At 64.5% G+C, this 19,825-nt stretch carries 19 protein-coding genes and 1 pseudogene; 16 read left to right on the top strand and 4 right to left on the bottom strand.

Features of this window, described 5'->3' with window-relative positions; translation table 11 throughout:
- Positions 1 to 105: 105 nt before the first annotated feature.
- A complete protein-coding gene (locus tag PJE01S_RS15325) occupies positions 106 to 1,395 on the bottom strand; it encodes an MFS family transporter (protein ID WP_068834505.1) in 1,290 nt (429 codons plus the stop codon).
- Between the two features lie 472 nt (positions 1,396 to 1,867).
- Here PJE01S_RS15325 and PJE01S_RS15330 point away from each other — a divergent pair, with 472 nt between their 5' ends.
- On the top strand, positions 1,868 to 2,494 hold the full coding sequence (locus PJE01S_RS15330; RefSeq protein WP_068834506.1) for a LysE family translocator: 627 nt from the start codon (positions 1,868 to 1,870) through the stop codon (positions 2,492 to 2,494).
- A 117-nt stretch (positions 2,495 to 2,611) separates the two neighbouring features.
- Here the strand turns inward: PJE01S_RS15330 and PJE01S_RS26005 are convergent.
- Positions 2,612 to 2,724, bottom strand: a pseudogene (locus tag PJE01S_RS26005) (alpha-hydroxy-acid oxidizing protein); the annotation flags it as partial.
- A 390-nt stretch (positions 2,725 to 3,114) separates the two neighbouring features.
- Between PJE01S_RS26005 and PJE01S_RS15340 the strand changes: the two are divergent.
- The 15 genes from PJE01S_RS15340 to PJE01S_RS15410 all read left to right on the top strand — a co-directional run bounded on the left by PJE01S_RS15340 (position 3,115) and on the right by PJE01S_RS15410 (position 17,569).
- On the top strand, positions 3,115 to 3,888 hold the full coding sequence (locus PJE01S_RS15340) for an SDR family oxidoreductase (RefSeq protein WP_377372028.1): 774 nt from the start codon (positions 3,115 to 3,117) through the stop codon (positions 3,886 to 3,888).
- Between the two features lie 23 nt (positions 3,889 to 3,911).
- Positions 3,912 to 4,448 carry a cupin domain-containing protein gene (locus tag PJE01S_RS15345; protein WP_068834508.1) on the top strand — a complete coding sequence of 179 codons (537 nt, stop codon included), beginning with the start codon at positions 3,912 to 3,914 and terminating at the stop codon, positions 4,446 to 4,448.
- A gap of 11 nt (positions 4,449 to 4,459) precedes the next feature.
- Positions 4,460 to 5,356, top strand: coding sequence for an alpha/beta fold hydrolase (locus PJE01S_RS15350; RefSeq protein ID WP_068834509.1), 897 nt, complete (start codon positions 4,460 to 4,462; stop codon positions 5,354 to 5,356).
- Positions 5,349 to 6,188, top strand: a complete 840-nt coding sequence (locus tag PJE01S_RS15355) for an IclR family transcriptional regulator (RefSeq protein ID WP_068834510.1) — start codon at positions 5,349 to 5,351, stop codon at positions 6,186 to 6,188. The genes PJE01S_RS15350 and PJE01S_RS15355 overlap by 8 nt, the downstream gene beginning before the upstream one ends.
- Before the next feature lie 11 nt (positions 6,189 to 6,199).
- Complete coding sequence (locus tag PJE01S_RS15360) at positions 6,200 to 6,997, top strand: SDR family oxidoreductase (protein ID WP_068834511.1); 798 nt, start codon at positions 6,200 to 6,202, stop codon at positions 6,995 to 6,997.
- A complete protein-coding gene (locus PJE01S_RS15365; protein WP_068834512.1) occupies positions 6,990 to 8,672 on the top strand; it encodes a thiamine pyrophosphate-binding protein in 1,683 nt (560 codons plus the stop codon). Before PJE01S_RS15360 ends, PJE01S_RS15365 begins: the two co-directional genes overlap by 8 nt.
- A 13-nt stretch (positions 8,673 to 8,685) precedes the next feature.
- Positions 8,686 to 9,489, top strand: a complete 804-nt coding sequence (locus PJE01S_RS15370; protein ID WP_068834513.1) for an aspartate dehydrogenase — start codon at positions 8,686 to 8,688, stop codon at positions 9,487 to 9,489.
- Between the two features lie 11 nt (positions 9,490 to 9,500).
- Positions 9,501 to 10,988 (top strand): aldehyde dehydrogenase, encoded by a 1,488-nt coding sequence (locus PJE01S_RS15375; RefSeq protein WP_068834514.1) that lies wholly within the window; start codon positions 9,501 to 9,503, stop codon positions 10,986 to 10,988.
- A 28-nt stretch (positions 10,989 to 11,016) separates the two neighbouring features.
- Positions 11,017 to 11,976 (top strand): VOC family protein, encoded by a 960-nt coding sequence (locus PJE01S_RS15380; RefSeq protein WP_068834515.1) that lies wholly within the window; start codon positions 11,017 to 11,019, stop codon positions 11,974 to 11,976.
- Between the two features lie 6 nt (positions 11,977 to 11,982).
- Positions 11,983 to 12,972: a Bug family tripartite tricarboxylate transporter substrate binding protein gene (locus PJE01S_RS15385; protein WP_068834516.1), complete on the top strand. Its 990-nt coding sequence runs from the start codon at positions 11,983 to 11,985 to the stop codon at positions 12,970 to 12,972.
- A 116-nt stretch (positions 12,973 to 13,088) separates the two neighbouring features.
- Positions 13,089 to 14,075: a Bug family tripartite tricarboxylate transporter substrate binding protein gene (locus tag PJE01S_RS15390; RefSeq protein ID WP_068834517.1), complete on the top strand. Its 987-nt coding sequence runs from the start codon at positions 13,089 to 13,091 to the stop codon at positions 14,073 to 14,075.
- A gap of 27 nt (positions 14,076 to 14,102) precedes the next feature.
- On the top strand, positions 14,103 to 14,324 hold the full coding sequence (locus PJE01S_RS15395; protein ID WP_068834518.1) for a recombinase-like helix-turn-helix domain-containing protein: 222 nt from the start codon (positions 14,103 to 14,105) through the stop codon (positions 14,322 to 14,324).
- An 18-nt stretch (positions 14,325 to 14,342) separates the two neighbouring features.
- Entirely contained in the window at positions 14,343 to 15,386 is a 1,044-nt protein-coding gene (locus PJE01S_RS15400; protein WP_068834519.1) for a Rieske 2Fe-2S domain-containing protein, read from the top strand.
- Positions 15,387 to 15,408: 22 nt separating this feature from the next.
- Positions 15,409 to 16,392 (top strand): PDR/VanB family oxidoreductase, encoded by a 984-nt coding sequence (locus PJE01S_RS15405; RefSeq protein ID WP_068834520.1) that lies wholly within the window; start codon positions 15,409 to 15,411, stop codon positions 16,390 to 16,392.
- A gap of 130 nt (positions 16,393 to 16,522) precedes the next feature.
- Positions 16,523 to 17,569: a porin gene (locus tag PJE01S_RS15410; RefSeq protein WP_068834521.1), complete on the top strand. Its 1,047-nt coding sequence runs from the start codon at positions 16,523 to 16,525 to the stop codon at positions 17,567 to 17,569.
- 136 nt (positions 17,570 to 17,705) lie between these two features.
- On the opposite strand, the gene PJE01S_RS15415 is transcribed toward PJE01S_RS15410, so the two are convergent.
- Together PJE01S_RS15415 and PJE01S_RS15420 are read right to left on the bottom strand one after the other, a co-directional pair.
- Positions 17,706 to 18,860 carry an alpha-hydroxy acid oxidase gene (locus tag PJE01S_RS15415; protein WP_068834522.1) on the bottom strand — a complete coding sequence of 385 codons (1,155 nt, stop codon included), beginning with the start codon at positions 18,858 to 18,860 and terminating at the stop codon, positions 17,706 to 17,708.
- A 155-nt stretch (positions 18,861 to 19,015) separates the two neighbouring features.
- Positions 19,016 to 19,825, bottom strand: coding sequence for an anti-sigma factor (locus PJE01S_RS15420; RefSeq protein ID WP_068834523.1), 810 nt, complete (start codon positions 19,823 to 19,825; stop codon positions 19,016 to 19,018).

A 19,825-nucleotide genomic window follows, 5' to 3' on the forward strand; every position in this document is an offset into this window, starting at 1 on the left:
CCCATTGCCTGCGGGCCCTTTGCGGTGCGTGTGCGCCTGAAGCCGGGATCGGTAAATGGCAATGCGCTGTACACATGGCGGTGGCCGGCCCTTTCATGGACCGCTTCAATGGTCGTGATGCAGGTAACTGGCTTCGCGCGGCAGGCGGAATGCCACGAAGAAGGCAATCACCATCATGCCGGTGACATACCAGTAGAAAGTTTCCTGATGTCCCAGCGACTTCAGGCCCAGCGCCACGTATTCAGCCGAACCACCGAACGCGGCGTTGGCCACCGCGTAAGACAGGCCCACGCCCAGCGCACGCACTTCGGGCGGGAACATCTCGGCTTTGACCAGGCCGCTGATGGAGGTGTAAAAGCTCACGATGGCCAGGGCCAGGATGATCAGCAGGAAGGCCACGATGGGGTTGCTCACGCCTTGCAGCGTCATCAGGATGGGCACGGTGCACAGGGCGCCGAGGCCGCCAAACCACAGCATGGAGGAGCGCCGGCCGATGCGGTCGGACAGCATGCCAAACAGCGGCTGCATCAGCATGTAGACAAACAGCGCGCCGGTCATGATGGCACTGGCGGTTTTCACCGACATGCCGGCCGAATTCACCAGGTACTTCTGCATGTAGGTGGTGAAGGTGTAGAAGATCAGCGAGCCGCCGGCGGTGTAGCCGAGCACGGTGAAAAACGCCGCCTTGTGGTGCCTGAACAGGCTGGCCAGGCTGCCGGCTTCCTTGTTGGCGCGCGTGGCGGCAGTCGTGGTTTCCTCCAGCGAGCGGCGCAGGAACATGGCGATGACGGCGGCCATCGCACCGATCACAAAAGGAATGCGCCAGCCCCAGGCGCGCAACTCGCCCTCGCTCAGCAGGAATTGCAGGATCACCACGACCAGCACGGCCAGCAGCTGGCCGCCAATCAGCGTGACGTACTGGAAGGACGAGAAAAAGCCGCGCTGGCCTTTTAGCGCCACTTCGCTCATGTAGGTGGCGGTCGTGCCGTATTCACCGCCGACCGACAGGCCCTGAAACAGGCGCGCCAGCAACAGCAGCGCGGGGGCAAGGGCGCCAATGCTGGCATAGGTGGGCAGGCAGGCAATGACCAGCGAGCCGGCGCACATCATGGTCACCGAGATCAGCATCGAGTTCTTGCGGCCGTGCTTGTCGGCGATCCGGCCGAACAGCCAGCCGCCGATAGGGCGCATCAGGAAGCCGGCGGCAAAGACGCCGGCCGTGTTCAGCAACTGCGTGGTGGGGTCGCTGGAGGGGAAGAATGCCGGCGCGAAATAGATGGCACAGAACGCATACACGTAGAAGTCGAACCATTCCACCAGGTTGCCGGAGGAGGCGCCAACAATGGCAAAGATTCGTTTGCGGCGCTCTTCAGCGCTGTAGAGAGGTGTTGTCATGAAAAGGCTTGTTTTGGTGCATTGAGCAACGTCGGGATGGCTGTGAAGACTGCCGCTTGGGTGAAGCGGCGTCCAGCGCCCTCAACAGATTTCTTGTATCGAAGTGCGGCGTCGCATAAGGGTTTTCCATTATGCCTTTTGCGCAGTATTGGTGTGTTTTGCGGAATTATTTTGCACAGGCTTGGTGAGCAGGAGACTGCGGGCATCCAGGGTTTTGCCTTGCCGCCTTACCCGAGGCAGCGTGTCCACCGGCATGCGCAGGGCCCTGACATTGATCATTCCTTGTCACCTGCCACGGCGACCGCCATGATGCCTTTTGAGTCGCTGCGCGAACTCAATGCGCTGGACGCCCAGGCCTCTTGTGTGCCTATTTTTGAAAGGGTGAAAAGGCTGCTGGCAGGGTCACAACGCATCTGCAGCGATGGCGGGTTTTCAGGCATAGTGATGCCAACCGTTCAAGGAGCACCTTCCCATGCCTGTCCAGCTCTGGCTAGCCTTTGTCGCTGCATCCGCGGTCCTGCTGATTATTCCGGGCCCGACCATCCTCACCGTCATCAGCTACTCCATGGCACACGGACGCCGTGCGAATGTCCCGCTGGTTGCCGCGGTGGCGCTTGGCGACTCAACGGCCTTGCTGGTCTCGCTCCTTGGCCTCGGCGCCCTGCTGGCAACATCGGCCTTCTGGTTTACCGTGGTCAAGTGGGTGGGCGGTCTGTATCTGCTTTACCTGGGCATCAAGCTGCTGCGCGCCGGCATTTCGCCTGCCGGGCCGGCCAGTCCGGCTACGCCTGGTTCCCGCTGGCGTCTGTTTGCCAATACCTATCTGGTCACGGCGCTGAATCCCAAGGGCATTGTGTTTTTCGTCGCCTTCCTGCCGCAGTTCATCCGGCCCGGTGCAGACCTGACGCGGCAGCTATGGATTCTTGCCGTCACATTCGTCGCCATGGCCACACTCAATGCCAGCTTGTATGCGGTATTTGCCGGCTCTGCACGCAGGCTGCTGGCATCGCCGCGCGCGCAGCGCCGCTTCAACATGGCCGGCGGTTCGCTGCTTTCGGCTGCGGGCGTGTGGGCGCTGCTGGCCAAACGCCCCGCCTGAGAAAGCCGGGCGGGGCCGTCCCGCCCCGTCCTGCCTGCCGGCGGGGCAGGCGTGGCACCGGTCCCAGTAAGTGCCCGGCAGCAGAATGCTTTTGTCCACGGTGGTGTTGATGTCGGTGCGGCCGCCGTGGTCGAAACAATGAGGGCATCCGCGCCCGAGTTGACGGCCTGTTGTGCGTCCTCAACATCCTGAATGCCCTGGAGGATGAGCTTGCTGCTCCAGCGGTTTTTTCACTCACTCCACATCGGCCCATGACAGGCGAAGAGTCCTTCTGCACGGCGATCTCACCGTTCACGCTCAATCAACAGGCCCTGCTGCGTTGGTTCTCCGTCAAGGTGTTCCACAACAGCCTGTCGAGTTCCGCATCCAGAAAACTGGGTGACGCGACCCTTCCCGAGTGACTCCTCGCCTGTATTGGTTGATTAGGGTTTTTACTAATGTTGAGCCCAAAAAACAGGCTTAAGCTTCGTTTGTCGTTTCATATATTAATCGTTGTTTCACCTGTAAAACGTTATAGGGTCACTTCTAGCGGGTTTTCTCATGATTGAAGTTACGTGCATCAATAATCGTCCTCGTATTTCAGGACGCCAGGCTTTCGCAAAAATCTGTGCGAAGGACGCATGATGGTCGCTACCAGCCAGCCAGGTCTCGTGGCCGGCCGCCGCATCCTGGTCACAGGTGCTGCCCGCGGTCTGGGTTTCTCCTTCGCCCGCACGCTGTGCGAGAGCGGTGCCAGGGTGGTGCTGGCAGACCTGCGCGAAGAGTTGCTGCAGCAGTCCGTTTCGACCCTGCGCGACCAGGGCTTTGACGTCAACGGCATCGCGGTAGATGTCGAAGATCCTGCATCCATCCAGCGCTGTGCCGAGCAGGCGGTGATCAAGCTCGGAGGCCTGGACGGTCTCGTCAACAACGCCGCCGTGACCGATTCCGGCGGCCGCGGCATGGACGACATCGAGATTGCCAAGTGGGATCAGGTCATGAACGTCAACGTGCGCGGCACCTGGCTCATGACGCGGGCCTGCCGCCCCGCGCTGCGCACCAGCGGACGCGGTGCCATCGTCAACCTCGCTTCCGACACCGCCATGTGGGGTGCGCCCAACCTGCTGGCCTATGTGGCCAGCAAGGGCGCCGTGATTGCCATGACGCACTCGCTGGCACGCGAGCTTGGCCCCGACAACATCACCGTCAATGCAATCGCCCCCGGCCTGGTGCTGGTGGAGGCCACGCAATACGTGCCCGAGTCGCGGCACCGTCAATACATCGACCAGCGCGCCCTGCAGCGCGAGCAGATGCCCGAGGACGTGTCGGGGGCCGTGTTGTATGCGCTGTCCGATTTGGCCCGGTTTGTCACCGGTCAGGTTCTTGCCGTCAACGGCGGCTTCGTCATGCGTTAAACGCAAATTCAAAGGAATACACAATGAGTGATCTGTCTGAACAGCCGCAACTGCCCAAAAGCTGGGATCAACCCGAGGGTGCGAACTTCGCCTCCTGGATGGAAAGCCGGGTTGCGCGCTTCTCCACCCGCAAGTACGACTTCGACGCGCTGAAGTTCCAGGCGGATTTTGACCCCAAATACCGCCGCGGCCAGATGCGCTACATCGGCACAGGCGGCACCGGCGTTGCGGCCGATAGCAGCACCATACCGGCGGAAAACTTCACCTTCTCGACCATGGTGATCCCGGCCGGCAACGAAGGCCCGTCGCATCTGCACACCGATGTCGAAGAGGTGTTCTTTCTGATTCGCGGCAAGCTCAAACTGGTCCTGGAAAAGGACGGCGAGCGCTTTGAAACCATCCTGACCGACCGCGACGTGGTGTCGGTGCCGCCAGGTGTGTACCGCGAGGAAATCAACATTGGCGACGAAGACGCGCTGATGTGCGTGATGCTGGGCGCCAAGAAGCCCATCACTCCGACCTATCCGCCCGAGCACCCGCTCGCCAAGATCAAGCGCTGAGTATTGACGTCATGGATGCCGCAACCCGCACTGCTGACGATCTGTTGCAGGCGCCACTCGCGCTGCTGGATAGTCGCTTCCCCCAGCGCATCGTGACGCTGCCTTCGGGCGCATGCGTTGCGCTGCGCGAATGCGGTGCGCGCGGTGACGCTCCCACCGTGGTACTGCTGCACGGCATCAGTTCCGGGGCCGCCTCGTGGCTGCAAGCGGCCCTGCTGGCCGGTGAGCAGCTGCATGTGATCGCGTGGGATGCGCCGGGCTACGGCGAATCCACGCCTCTGCCGGGCGATGCCCCCCTTGACGCCGACTACGCCGCGCGCCTGCATGAATTGCTGCTGGTGCTGGACGTTCGCCACTGCGTGCTGGTCGGCCATTCGCTGGGTGCGTTGATGGCCTGCGCCTATGCACGCGACCTGGGCGCGGAACGTGTGACGCGTGTGGTGCTTATCAGTCCGGCGGGCGGCTATGGTGCTGTTGCGCAGGCCGTCACCAGCGCGCGCGTGCGCGGTGAGCGCCGCGATGCGCTGCAGACGCTGGGCGTCGACGGCCTTGCCGAGCGCATCCCGCAGCGCCTGCTCTCGCCGGCGGCAAACAGCGCGGCGCGCGCCTGGGTGCGGTGGAATGCCGCGAATTTGCAGCCTGCGGGCTACCTGCAGGCTGTTGAGTTGCTGTGCCAGAGCGATCTCGGCAAGAGCCGCGGTGTGGCGATGCCCGTCGAAGTTCATTGCGGGGACGCCGATGTCGTCACACCGCCCGTCGCCTGCCGTGGCTGGGCGGACTTGTATGCTGCGCCCTTTGACTTGATCAAGGGCGCTGGCCATGCCAGTCCTGTGGAGCAACCTGAAGCGGTCGCGCGCCTGATCACGCGCGCCGCGCTGCAACTAACCGGAGCCAAGCAACATGAGTGACAACATCGCCGAAGAAAACAACAACGACAAGTACATCGTGCCTGCCCTGGAGCGCGGCTTGCGCCTGCTCGGCGAATTCAGCCGCGACAACCGCACGCTGAGCGCGCCCGAGTTGGCGCGACGGCTCGACCTGCCGCGCTCCACGGTGTTTCGCCTGCTCAATACGTTGGAGGTCATGGGTTTCATCGAGCGGACTGCCAGCAGCAGCGAATACCGCCTTGGCATGGCGGTATTGCGCCTGGGATTCGAATACCTGTCCTCGCTGGAACTGACCGAACTGGGCCAGCCATTGCTCGCGCGGCTGTGCGACGAGATTCACTACTCGTGCAATCTGGTGGTCCGGGATGGGCGCTCCATCGTCTATGTGGCCAAGGTCGCGCCGCCCACGCCCTTTGCCAGCTCGGTACGTGTGGGCACGCGCCTGCCGGCTCACGCCACCGTACTGGGCCGGGTGCTGCTCCAGGACCTGACCCTTCCCGAGTTGCGCGCGCTCTACCCCGAGGATCACCTGGAAGCGTTTTCCGGCAGCACACCCAAGACCGTGCTGGATCTGTTCAACCTGCTTGAGCTTGATCGCCAGCGCGGCTACGTGTTGGGCGAGGGCTTTTACGAGGCCAGCATTTCGACCATTGCGGCCCCGGTGCGCGACGAGAGCAATCGCATCGTCGCCGCGCTGGGCACCACCATCCCGTCGGCCCATATCGAAACTGGACTGATCGACGACATGGTGCGGCGTGTGCGCATGTCGGCCGATGAGCTGTCCCGACTTCTTAATTACCAACCGCGCGGCAGCGACAGCACCAATACGGTGGTCCCCTTGCGCCTGCGCTGAATGCCACCACGATGAATCTGATTGACCTGAACCATACCGTGGCCGTCGTCACCGGCGGCTCGTCGGGCATCGGCCTGGCCACGGTGGAGCTGCTGCTGCAAAGCGGCGCGGCCGTGGCCTTCTGCGGCCGTGATGAAAAACGTCTGCGTGACGCCGAGGCGAAGCTGCGTGCGCAGTTTCCCGACGCCCGCCTGTTCGCCGCGAGCTGCAACGTGCTGGATGCCGCCGACATGCAGCGATTTGCCGAGAGCAGCGAACGCGAACTGGGCGCTGCCTCCATCCTGGTCAACAACGCTGGCCAGGGCCGCGTCTCAACCTTTGCCGACACCGAAGACAGCGCCTGGACGGAAGAGCTGAGACTGAAATTCTTTTCGGTGATCTATCCCACGCGTGCCTTCCTGCCGCAACTGCAGCGCCAGCAGAGTCCGGCCATTGTCTGCGTCAATTCCTTGCTGGCCAGTCAGCCCGAGCCGCACATGGTGGCCACCTCGGCGGCCCGTGCCGGCATCAAGAATTTGGTGCTCTCCATGGCCACCGAATTCGCACCCACCGGCGTACGCGTGAACGGCATTCTCGTGGGCCTGATCGAGTCTGGCCAATGGCGCCGCCGCTTTGAGGCGCGTGAGAACCGCGCGCTCGACTGGACGGCCTGGACCGGCGAGCTCGCCGCCCGCAAACATATCCCGCTGGGCCGCCTGGGACTGCCGCAAGAGGCCGCGCGCGCCATTTTCTTTTTAGCAACCCCGCTGTCGTCGTACACAACCGGCAGTCACATCGACGTCTCTGGAGGCCTTTCCCGTCATGCATAGTCCCAATCAAATACCGAATCAAATCACGGTCGGTGCCGCCATTGCCGCATTCCTCGAGGAATGCGGCGTCAAGGCCGCTTTCGGGGTCATTTCCATCCACAACATGCCCATCCTGGATGCCTTCAACGAGCGCGGCAAGATCCGCTTCGTGATGGCGCGCGGCGAAGCCGGCGGCACCAACATGGCCGACGCCTACGCCCGCACCACGGGCAGCCTGGGCGTCTGCCTGACGAGCACCGGCACTGCCGCGGGCAACGCTGCGGGCGCCATGGTCGAAGCGCTTACCGCGGGCACGCCGCTGTTGCACCTCACGGGCCAGATCGAAACGCCTTACCTCGACCAGAACCTGTCGTATATCCACGAAGCACCGGATCAGCTCACCATGCTGAAGGCCGTGTCCAAGGCCGCGTTTCGCGTGCGCAGCGTCGAGACCGCGCTGGGCACCATCAAGCTGGCCGTGCAGACTGCCCTGACGGCCCCTACCGGCCCGGTCAGCGTGGAGATTCCCATCGACATCCAGGCCGCGCTGATTGCCATGCCGGTGGACCTCAAGCCGCTGCCAGTGATAGCGCAGGAGCCGACGGCGCGCGCGCTGGACGAGCTTGCCGACCGCCTGGCCAAGGCCCGCCGTCCGCTGCTGTGGCTGGGCGGCGGGGCCCGCCACGCCGGCGCGGCGGTGGCCCGTCTCATGGCCATGGGCCTGGGCGTGGTCACCAGCACCCAGGGCCGTGGCATCGTGGCCGAAGACGATGCCCGCTCGCTCGGTGCCTACAACCTGCACAAGCCGGTAGAAAACTTCTACCAGTCCTGCGATGCCATGGTGGTTGTGGGTTCGCGCCTGCGTGGCAATGAAACCCTGAAGTACGAACTCAAGCTGCCGCGCCCGCTGTACCGCGTGGACGTCGATCCGGCCGCCGAGGGCCGCTGCTACGCCACGGACTACTTCGTGAACGGCGACGCCGAGCTCGTGCTGCAAGGCCTGGCCGATCGTCTCGAAGGCCGCCTGTCGATTGATCCGGCCTTCATGGCTGATCTGCGCGCCGCGCGTGCAGCAGCCGAAAAAGGCCTGCTCGACGGCCTCGGCCCCTACACCGAACTGGTGAGCCAGCTGCAGCAGGCCGCCGGCCGCAACTTCAACTGGGTGCGTGACGTCACGGTGTCCAACAGCACCTGGGGCAACCGCCAGCTGCACATTTTCGATCCGCGCGCCGGCGTGCATGCGCTGGGCGGCGGCATCGGCCAGGGCCTGGCCATGGGCGTGGGTGCAGCCGTGGGTGCGGCCGCCACCGGCTCAGGCCGGAAAACCTTCTGCCTGTCGGGCGATGGCGGCTTCATTCTGAACCTGGGCGAACTCGCCACGGCCGTGCAGGAGAAGGCCAGCGTGGTGTATGTGCTCATGAACGACCAGCGGTATGGCGTGATCCAGAACATCCAGGATGCGCAGTACGGCGGTCGCCGCTGCTACGTGGACCTGCATACGCCGGACTACGCACAACTGTGTGCGTCCTTGAAACTGGGCCATACCCGCGTGAGCAATCTTTCCGACCTGGGGGCCGGTCTCGACAAGGCCATCGCAGCGGACGGCCCCTTCATCCTGGAGATCGACATGCTCTCCATCGGCAGCTTTAAAACTGCGTTTGCCGGCCCGCCGACCAAGGTCGCGGTAAGTGCCTGAAGGGTCTGATGCCATGCTCAAAGTTGCGATGATTGGCTGCGGCGCGATTGGCGCCAGCGTGCTGGAGTTGCTGCACGGTGACCCCGACGTGGTGGTGGACCGCGTGGTCACGGCATCCGATGCCCGTGCCCGGACCGAGGCCACGGTTGCACGCTGGGCCCCGCAGGCCCGGGTGCTGGAGGCGCTGGCCGCTGATGACGCGCCGGACCTTGTCGTCGAATGCGCCGGCCACAGCGCGATTGCCGAGCATGTGGTGCCGGCGCTGGAGCGCGGCATCCCCTGCGTCATCGCTTCCGTCGGCGCGCTGAGCGCGCCCGGCATGGCGCAGCTGCTGGAACAGGCCGCACGGCGCGGCAAGACACAGGTGCAACTGCTGTCCGGCGCCATGGGCGGCATCGACGCGCTAGCCGCTGCCCGCGTGGGCGGGCTCGACGCGGTGCTGTACACCGGCCGCAAACCGCCCGGTGCGTGGAAGGGTACGCCGGCCGAGGCTGACTGCGACCTCGACAGCCTCACCACGGCGCACTGCATTTTTGACGGCAGCGCCGAGCTGGCCGCGCAGCTCTATCCCAAAAACGCCAACGTGGCGGCAACGCTGTCATTTGCGGGCCTGGGCCTGCAGCGCACCCGGGTGCGGCTGTTTGCCGATCCCGCTGTGACCGAGAACGTCCACCACGTCGAGGCCCACGGCGCCTTTGGCTGCTTCGAGCTGACCATGCGCGGCAAGCCGCTGGCGGCCAATCCCAAAACTTCCGCGCTGACCGTGTACAGCGTGGTGCGTGCGCTGCTCAACCGCGGCCGCGCACTGGCCATCTGAGGAACCCTGCCATGTCGCTCATCACCGAATCGAAAGACCTGCTTCCCATCAACATAGGCGGAGAAATGCGCCTGGGCGGCGGCGACGAATCCGCCACGCTGTACCCGGCCACGGGTGAAGTGGTGGCGCGCCTGCGTGCGCCCAGCCTGGCCGACGTCGATGAAGCCATCGCGCGTGCCGACCATGCCTTTCGCACCAGCGGCTGGGCACAGCGCAAACCGCATGAACGTGCTGCCGTGCTGTACCGCGTGGCATCGCTGATCCGCGAGCGCGCCGAGCCGCTGGCCCAGCGTCAGCGCCTGGACAACGGCAAGCCCATCAATGAAACGCGCGCCCTGGTGGCCAGCGCGGCCGCAACCTTCCAGTTCTTCGCCAGCGCCTGCGAAACCCTGGAAGAAACCATCACCCCGTCGCGCGGCGACTTCATGACCATGAGCGTGTACGAGCCCATGGGCGTGGTCGCGGCCATCACGCCGTGGAACTCGCCCATCGCGAGCGAGGCGCAGAAGGTGGCTCCGGCCCTCGCCGCGGGCAACGCAGTCGTCATCAAGCCGGCCGAGGCCACGCCGCTCATGGCGCTGGAACTCGCCGCCATCTGTGAAGAGGCCGGTGTTCCCAAGGGCCTGATCAGCGTGCTGCCGGGCCGCGGTTCGGTCATTGGCGATGCCATCACCAAGCACCCGCTGGTCAAGCGCGTGTCGTTCACGGGTGGCACCAGCACGGGCAAGCACATTGCCCACATCGCGGCCGACAAGATGATGCCGGTCTCGCTGGAGCTGGGCGGAAAGTCGGCCACCATGGTGCTCGACGACGCCGACCTCGACCACGCGGTGAACGGCGTGCTGTATGGCATCTTCAGCTCGTCGGGAGAGTCCTGCATCGCCGGCTCGCGCCTCTTTGTGGCGCGCAAGCTGTACAACGAATTCCTGCAGCGTCTGAGCGTGCGAGCCGCTGCGCTGCGCGTAGGCGATCCAGCCGACGAGCGCACCCAGATGGGCCCGCTGATCACCGCCAAGCATCGCGAATCCATCGAGCGCTATGTGGAACTGGGCCGCAGCGAGGGCGCGAGCGTGCGCACCGGCGGCGCACGCCCACAAGGCGAGCTGTACGCGCGCGGTAATTACTACATGCCGACCATTCTTGAAGGCGTGAAGAACACCGACCAGATCTGCCAGCAGGAAATCTTTGGCCCCGTGCTGGTCGCCATGCCGTTTGACAACGAAGAAGACCTGATTGCACAGGCCAATGACAGCGTTTACGCCCTGGCTGCCGGCATCTGGACGCGTGACTACAAGCGGGCCTGGCGCATAGGCCGCGCGGTGCAGGCCGGCACGGTGTGGATCAACACCTACAAGCAGTTTTCCATCTCGACGCCGTTCGGCGGCTGGCGCGACAGTGGCCTGGGCCGGGAGAAGGGGCGCCTGGGCATCCTGCAATACATGGAACAGAAGAGCCTGTATTGGGGCCTCAATGAACAACCGCTGGCGTGGGCCAACTAAAGCCGCGCGCAACACAAGGAGCCATCACATGAGCGTACTGGGCATCGACGAAATAACCTACGGCGCGGACGACCTGCCGACCTGCCGCCGTTTCTTCCTGGACTGGGGGCTGTCCCTGGTCACCGAGGAGGCCGATCAACTGGTTTTTGAAACCCTTAATGGCTGCCGCGTGATCGTCGCCGCCAGCACCCGCGCCGGTCTGCCGCCCGCGATGGAAGCGGGGCCGACGCTGCGCCAGGTGGTGTGGGGTGTGGAGAACGAGGCCGACCTCGCGCGCTATGCCGACAACATCCGCCAGCAGCCGGGCTTCGAGCAGGCAGCCGGCCGCATCGGCTGCACCGACCCCAACGGCCTGTCGGTGCGTCTGCAGGTCACGCGCAAGCGCAATATTGACGTGGAGTGCGCCGAGCACAACACCTGGAGCAGCAAGCATCGCATCAACAAGCCCAGCCCGGCCTACGAGCGCGCCACGCCGATCGAAGTCGGTCACGTGGTGTTCTTCGTCAAGGACGTGGTGGTCTGTGAGCGCTTTTATCGCGAGAGCTTCGGTTTCGCCGCCTCCGACCACTATCCGGGCCGCGGCGCCTTCCTGCGCTGTGCACCCGAGGGCGGCCACCACGACATCTTTCTGCTGCAGCGCCCCGCGGGCGATTCCGCACTGAACCATGTGGCGTTCACCGTGCGCGACATCCATGAGGTGTTTGGCGGCGGCATGCACATCTCGCGCTGCGGCTGGGAAACCCAGTTGGGCCCGGGCCGGCATCCGATCTCCTCGGCCTACTTCTGGTATTTCCGCAACCCGGCGGGTGCACTCGTCGAGTATTACGCCGACGAAGACCAGCTCACCGCCGACTGGCAGCCGCGCGATTTCGAGCCCGGCCCCACGGTCTTTGCCGAATGGGCGATCGAGGGCGGAATTGACGGCAACACGCGCCGCCAGAAGAGCGCCGAGGCGCCCAAGGGCCAATTCATCACCGACCGAAAGTAAGACATCATGCGACGCACCTCCTTCCTCAAGATCATCGCGGCCCTGGCCTGCGCGGGTCTGCTGCCGTCGGTCCACGCGCAAGGCGCGGTGGACAAGCAGCTGTCCTCCCAGCCGTTCACCATCGTCGCGCCGTTCCCGCCCGGCGGCCCAGTCGACACGCTCTCGCGAATCCTGGCCACCGGCCTGGCCGAACGCTACAAGCAGCCCGCCGTGGTGGACAACCGCGCGGGTGCCAGCGGCAACATCGGCATCGACCTGGTCAAGCGCGCCGCGCCGACAGGCCACACGCTGCTGGTGGTGCCCGCCGGCAACCTCACCATCAACCCCACGCTGATGCCCAAACTCGGCTACAGCGTCGAGGCTGACTTCGCCACCGTCGCGTCGCTCGCCAAGGCGCCCAATGTGCTGGCCGTCAACCCGTCGGTGCCGGCCAGGACGGTGGCGGAACTGGTGGCCTTGTCCAGGGCCAAGCCCGACTCGATCAGCTATGCCTCGCCGGGCGTGGGCAGCGGCCTGCACCTGGCCGGCGAGCTGTTCAAGCAGCAAAGCGGCGCCGACATCCTGCACGTGGCCTACAAGGGCTCGGCGCCGGGCCTCAACGATGTGCTGGGCGGCACGGTGCCCATGATCCTCGGCAATCTGCCTGCGCTGCTGCCGCACATCCAGTCCGGCAAGCTGCGCCCGCTGGCGGTGACTGACCCGACACGCGCTTCGGCGCTGCCCGATGTGCCGACGCTGGCCGAAGCCGGCGTGCCAGGGGTGGCCGTGACCTCGTGGTACGGCGTGGTGGCGCCCAGGCAAACGCCGGCACCGGTGCTGGCGCAACTGGCGCGTGACATCACGCAGATCTTCAACGCCCCGGCCACAAAAGCCCAGCTCGAGAAGCAGGGCCTGTATGTCTGGATCACGACGGGCCCCGCGTTTGGCGAGCTCATCCGCAAGGAGGCCGCGACCTGGGCGCCCATCATCAAGAGCAGAAAGATCGAACCCCAATGACGCCATGCGGTACTGAACCGATAACGGTATTGCGATCCAGCTGTTCCGACGCAGTCCCAAGCTTTGCCCCCAGTACCGGTGATGCCGGGTTTTATTTGTAGTTTTAGGAAACCATTATGAAATTCACACGTCGTCAAGCATTCGCCCTGGCTGCCTGCATGGGTGCCGTTCTGTCCACGGGCGGTGCCATGGCACAGGCCTATCCCAGCAAGCCCATCACGCTGGTCGTGGCCTATCCGGCCGGTGGCGACACCGACGCCATGGCGCGCATGTTCGCCGAGAAGCTCCAGGCCCGCCTGGGCCAGCCGGTGATCGTGGACAACAAGCCCGGCGCAAGCGGAATCATAGGCAGCACCCATGTGGCCAAGGCCGCGCCGGACGGCTACACGCTGCTGCTCGCGCCCAGCACGTTCTCCATCGCGCAACTGGTGCTCAAGACTGGCTCGGGCTCAGCCCCGGCCTACGACGTGCTGGGCGGCTTCACGCCCATCGTGCAAACGGCGGTGCAGCCGCTGTTCATTGCGGCCAGCACCTCCGCAGGCACCAAGGATGTCAAGGCGCTGGTCGCCATGTCCAAGGTCAAGACGCTGTCCTATGCCAGCCCCGGCAGCGGTTCACCGATGCACATTCTGGGAGAGATGTTCAACAAGTCTGCCGGCGTGAAGCTTTCGCACGTGCCCTACCGCGGCGTGGCGCCGGCGCTCAACGACTTGCTGGGTGGCCATGTACCTGTGACCTTCATCACCTACGGCCCGGTGGCACCGTACATTGCCACCGGCAAGGTGGTGGCGCTGGCCGTGGCGGACGCCCAGCGCTCCCCTCTGGCGCCCAATGTGCCGACGCTGGCCGAGCTGGGCTACAAGGACGTGGAAGTCGGTGCCTGGCAGGGACTGTTCGGACCCAAGGGCCTGCCTGCCGACATCGCCAAGACGCTCAACAGCCATTTCAACGAGATTCTCAAGATGCCCGATGTGGCGGCCAGGATGGCCACTTTTGGCGCGCTTCCCGTCGGTGGCGATCCGTCGCGGCTGGCCAAGGCCAACGCTGGCGACTACGAACGCTTTGGCAAGATCATCAAAGAATTCGGCATCCAGGCCGACTGACCCGATTGACATCAAAGGAGACCCCTGATGCAAACCGACCGCTACCTTGAACCCCACCAGGCACGCAAGCGTGCCCCCACCACCTTTGAAGACCTGCTGGGCGATGCGATCGAGCGCGCCTTCGCGGAAGGCGCGCACACGCTGCCCGAACTGGTGGCCAGCCTCAACCGTACCGGTCCGTCCAGCGAGAACGGCCAGGCGTGGACGGAGCAGAGCTTCCAGGCCCTGATGGCCCGCCTCGGCAACTAAGGACCTAAGGAAGAAATCATGAACACCATCACTCTCACCCAGGACCCCGTCGACGCGCTGCTGAAGGTCGGTCTGAAGGATCTCTGGTACCCCATCTGCCCATCCGGCTTCGTCGGCGAGCGTCCGGTTTCATTGCGCCGGCTGGGCAAGAAGATTGCCCTGTGGCGTGACGCGGCCGGCACGCTGCATGCGCTGGAAGACCACTGCCCGCACCGCGGCGCACCGCTGTCGCAGGGGATGGTGCTGGGTGACCGGCTCGCCTGCCCCTACCACGGCGTCGAAGTGCGTTGCGACGGGACCGTGACCAAGGTGCCGGGAAGCCCGGGCTGCAAGCTCGAAGGCACGCGTGCGGCGCTGTCTTTCCATGTGCAGGAAGCCTGGGGCACCATCTTCCTCTACAACAGCGACGTGAACATCGACACGCCGCCGCCCATGACCATGCCCGAAGAGCTGAGCTCGCCGGAGTATTCGCATTTCCTGTGCTATGCCGAGTGGAAGGGCGACTATCGCTACGCGCTCGACAACGTGATGGACCCTATGCATGGCACCTTCCTGCACAAGCAGTCTCACTCCATGGCCGAAGGTGACAGCACGGCCACGTTTCAGATCCGCACGACCGACACCGGTTTTGTGTTTGAAAAGACCGGCCAGCGCGGCGTCAACTTCGACTGGACGGAATGGGGCAGCACCGGCGTTCACTGGATGCGGCTGGAAATTCCGTATCCGAAGACCGGCGGCCCCGGCGGCAACTTTGCCATCGTCGCCTGTGCCACCCCGATTGACGGCAATATGACGGCGGTGTTCTTCTGGCGTTGCCGCAAAGTGTCGTCCTGGCAGCGAGACACCTGGAGGTTTTTGTACCGCAACCGGCTGGAAGCACGCCACTGGGCGGTGCTTGAGCAGGACCGCATCATGCTGGAGCAAATGGAGCCCGACGCGAACCAGCACGAAAACCTCTACCAGCATGACATTGGCGTGGTACGCCTGCGCCGCCACCTGCGCAACCTGGCAGACGAGCAGCTCGAGGCTGCAGCTGCGGCGAAGGCCGGCGCCCCGGCCTGATCACCCTGATTGTTGCCAAGCCATGACTACCACCCTGAACGCCTTCGTCCACACGCTGCGCTATGAGGCCGACGATGTGATCAGCGTCGAGTTGCGACCCGTGCCCGGAACGGAGTTTCCCGCGTTCACCGCGGGAGCGCACATCGACCTGCACCTGCCCAACGGCATGGAGCGCAGCTACTCGTTGTCCAATTCCTGCGACGAGCACAACCGCTACGTGGTGGGCGTATTGCGCGACCGCGCCAGCCGCGGCGGCTCGCGCTGCGTGCATGAGCAGTTGCGTGTCGGCATGCGCCTGCCCATCTCCGCGCCGCGCAACAACTTCCCGCTGCACGAAGAGGCCGGACACACCGTGCTCATCGCCGGCGGCATCGGTGTCACGCCCATCTTGTGCATGGCGCGCCGGCTCAAGGCGATAGGGCGTTCATTCGAAGTGATGTATTTCGCGCGCTCACGCCAGGGTGCGGCCTTTGTGGCCGAGCTCGAGGCGCTGGGCATGCCGCTGTTGCTGCATTTCGACGAGGAAAAGGGCGGCCCGCCCGACCTCAAGGCGCTGCTGTCGGCCCACCCACACGAAGTGCTGTCGGTCCGTGCGCCCGAAGTACAGACGCATTACTACGCCTGCGGCCCGGCGGTCATGCTCGACGCCTTCGAGAAAATCTGCGAGGAACTCGGGCACGAGAACGCCCACATCGAGCGCTTTTCTGCGGTGGAGGTGGCGGCATCGCCCAATGCGCATGCGACTTACACCGTCGAGCTGCGCCGCAGCGGCCGCATCATCACCATCACGCCGGGCAAGTCGATTCTGGACACCTTGCTCGCCGCCGGAGTGGCAGTCGATCACAGCTGCTGCGAAGGCGTGTGCGGTTCCTGCGAGACCCGCGTGCTGGCGGGCGAGCCGGACCACCGCGACTCCATCCTCAGCGCCAAGGAACGCGCGACCAACAAGGTCATGATGGTTTGCGTCTCCGGCTGCAAGAGCGACTCGCTGGCCCTGGACCTCTGAGCCCGGACCTCTGAATTTCCCGCAGGACGGGTTTGGGAGCCGGCCGCATCTTCGGCCGGGTGGTCCCGTCCTACCCACTTCACTCTTTTGCAACAACCAATAAGCGGCACATGTGCCGGAGGAGCAACGCATGAAAAAATCCCTGATCGCCATCGCGGCGGTGGCTGCGGCCGGCTGTGCATCGGCCCAGTCTTCAGTCACGCTGTTTGGCGTCGTCGACGTGGGCTTGGCGCACCTGACGGGCGACGGCGTGTCCAAGACCGGCGTGTCCACCGGTGGTGCCAACATCAGCCGCTGGGGCTTTCGCGGCACGGAAGACCTGGGCGGTGGCGTGGCCGCCAGCTTCTGGCTGGAAGCCGGGCTGGATGTCGACACCGGTAGCGGCAAGGGCGCGGGCGGCCTGAGCTTTAACCGCCGCTCCACGGTAAGCCTGTCCGGTCCGATCGGCGAAGTGCGCCTGGGCCGCGATGATGCGGCCACGTTCCTGAATACGCTGGTTTTTGACCCCTTCCTGACCAATGGTGTGGGCGGCACCATGGCCTTCGCCATGTTGGGTATCCCGGGCGCGGCGACCGCCGCGGGTGGCGCACCGATCCAGATCAGCAATGCTGTGAGCTACTTTTTGCCGGAGAACCTGGGCGGTTTCTATGGCCAGGCGCAAGTGGCGCTGGGTGAGCAACTGTCGAATGCTGCCAACAAAAATCAGGGCGATTACCGGGGTTTGCGGCTGGGCTACCGCCAGGGGCCGCTGCACGCCGCGCTGGCAACTGGCAAGCTCAAAGGTGATGTCAGCGACAACGACTTGACCGCCAGCAACCTGGGGCTGAGCTACGACTTTGGCGTGGCCAAGCCCAGCTTTCTGTGGGCCGTTGAAAAGCGCGGGGCTTTGAAAGTGACGGCCACCCAACTGGGTGTGACGGTGCCCTTGGGCCAGGGTGAGTTGCGTGCCACGTACGGCCGCTACGACACCGCCAACAGCAACGCCGACTGGAACAAATACGCCGTCGGCTATGGCCACAACCTGTCCAAGCGGACGCAGGTCTACGGAACCTATGCACACCTGAGAAACAAGGCCGGCGCCCAGAAATCGATAGGCGTGCAGGGCCTGACGGCAACCGGGACGACGCTGGGTGGCCGCTCCAGTGGCTATGAGGTGGGCATCCGCCATTTCTTCTGACGCGTCAGGCGAGGCGACGCGACGCACGGCCCGCAGCGGCCGTTGCACCTTGCCGTCACTCGCCTGCCGGAGCCAGCCGCGTTTGCGGAAGTCGCCTGGTAGCACCCCCTTGGTACCGCGACAAGAGCCGCTACCATCAAGCCGGGTAAGTGCCGGGCAGCAGAATGCTTTTGTCGACGGTGTTGATGTCGGTCCGCCCGCAAAACGCCATGGTCAGGTCCAGCTCCTTGTGGATGATCTCCAGGGCCTTGGTCACACCGGCCTCACCCATGGCGCCCAGCGCATACAGCATGGAGCGGCCAATGTAGGTGCCCTTGGCGCCCAAGGCAACGGCCTTGAGCACATCCTGGCCCGAGCGAATGCCGCCGTCCATGTGCACTTCGATCTGGCGGCCCACGGCATCGACGATGGCGGGCAGGGCGGTGATGGAAGACGGCGCGCCATCGAGCTGGCGCCCGCCGTGGTTGGACACGATGATGGCGTCGGCGCCGGTGTTGACCGCGAGTTGCGCGTCTTCGGCGTCCTGAATGCCCTTGAGGATGAGCTTGCCGCCCCAGCGGTTCTTCACCCACTCCACATCAGCCCAGGACAGGGTGGGGTCAAACTGCTGGGCCGTCCACTCCGACAGCGAGCCCATGTTTTCTATGCCCTTGACGTGGCCGAAGATGTTGCCGAAGTTGCGCCGCTGCGTGCCCAGCATGCCCAGGCACCAGCGCGGCTTGGTCGCCAGATTGATGAGGTTGGCCAGCGTCGGCTTGGGCGGCGTGGACAGGCCGTTGCGAATGTCTTTGTGACGCTGTCCCAGAATTTGCAAGTCCAGCGTCAGCACCAACGCCGAGCAGCCCACCGCCTTGGCGCGGTCTATCAGGCGCGCCGAAAAATCACGGTCGCGCATCAGGTAGAGCTGGAACCAGAACGGGTGGTTGCCGGTCTCCTGGGCCACGTCTTCCATCGAGCAAATGCTCATGGTCGAGAGCGTGAAGGGAATGCCGAATTTTTTGGCCGCGCGCGCCGCCAGGATCTCGCCGTCGGCATGCTGCATGCCCGTCATGCCGGTCGGCGCAATCGCCACCGGCATGGCCACGTCCTGGCCGATCATCTGCGTGCGGGTGGTGCGGCCTTCCATGTTGCAGGCCACGCGCTGGCGCAGCAGGATTTTCTGGAAATCGGCTTCATTGGCACGGTAGGTGCCTTCGGTCCATGAGCCGGAATCGGCATAGTCGTAAAACATGCGGGGGACGCGCTTTTGCGCCAGAACGCGCAGGTCTTCGATGTGGGTGATGACGGGCATGAGGCGGTAACTCCTGATTCTTCGAACCGCATCGTAGCCAGTTTGGCCGCCTGGCGGGTTGAAAGTTTTTTGGAAATGGGCGCGCCGGTGTAATTTTTCTCATGCCGGCAGCGAGTCCGGGGGCTGCATTGGACAAATACGAGAAAGGCTTTTTTTCAGAGTATTTTTTGAATCAATGCACCCTTGAACAGCACCGGCCCGGTCGGTCCGCCCGCACCGGGAACGCCGCCTTTGGGCTCCAGGCTAATGGCCAGTGCGGGCACTTCGCGCACATCGCCCTCTGCCGCAGTCAGGCGCAGCACCTTTTCACGGCCCAATACACCGAGCGATTTGGGGCCGCCCGTGGGGGGGAGCGCCCATAGCTGCAATGACCTGTCGCCGGCCTCCTGGTAGTCGCCCACGCGTTGCAAAACCAGCTTGCGGTTTTTGGGGTCAAACGTCACCAGCATGCTGGCTGCCGATTTTTCGTCGGCCAGCACGGCCACGTATTCAATTTGCGGAGCCGCCTGCAACTGCGCTCGCAAGGCGGCCACCTGGCTGCCGAGTTGCTGGCTCAGCTGGTCTCGCATGTTCACGCCGACAAGTACGGCCACCACCGTGGCAACCACCCCGGCTGCGGTCGCACCGCGCCACAGGGCAAGGCTGCGCAGCCAGCCGCCAAGACCCTCGCCGGGGCTCGCAGTGTCTTTCAGCGCGGCCTGTCGAGTGGCCTGCATCGAGAGCGCCTCCTTTTCGTTTTGCAGAAGCTTGTCGATGCGCGTCCATACGGCTGGATCGGGCGCTGACTGAGGCTGCAACTCGTTCATGCTGGCCATGCGGGATTGCCAGATGAGCGCGGCCGCCCGCACCGGTGCCTGCTCGCGTGCCAGCGCCTCAAACCGGCGGCGCGCACCGCCACGCAGGGTGCCCAATGCATAACTGCTGGCCAGGTGGTTCAGCAACTCGGGGTTTTTGACAGGGTTCAT

This window comes from Polaromonas jejuensis NBRC 106434 (assembly GCF_001598235.1).
GTDB lineage: Bacteria > Pseudomonadota > Gammaproteobacteria > Burkholderiales > Burkholderiaceae_C > Polaromonas > Polaromonas jejuensis.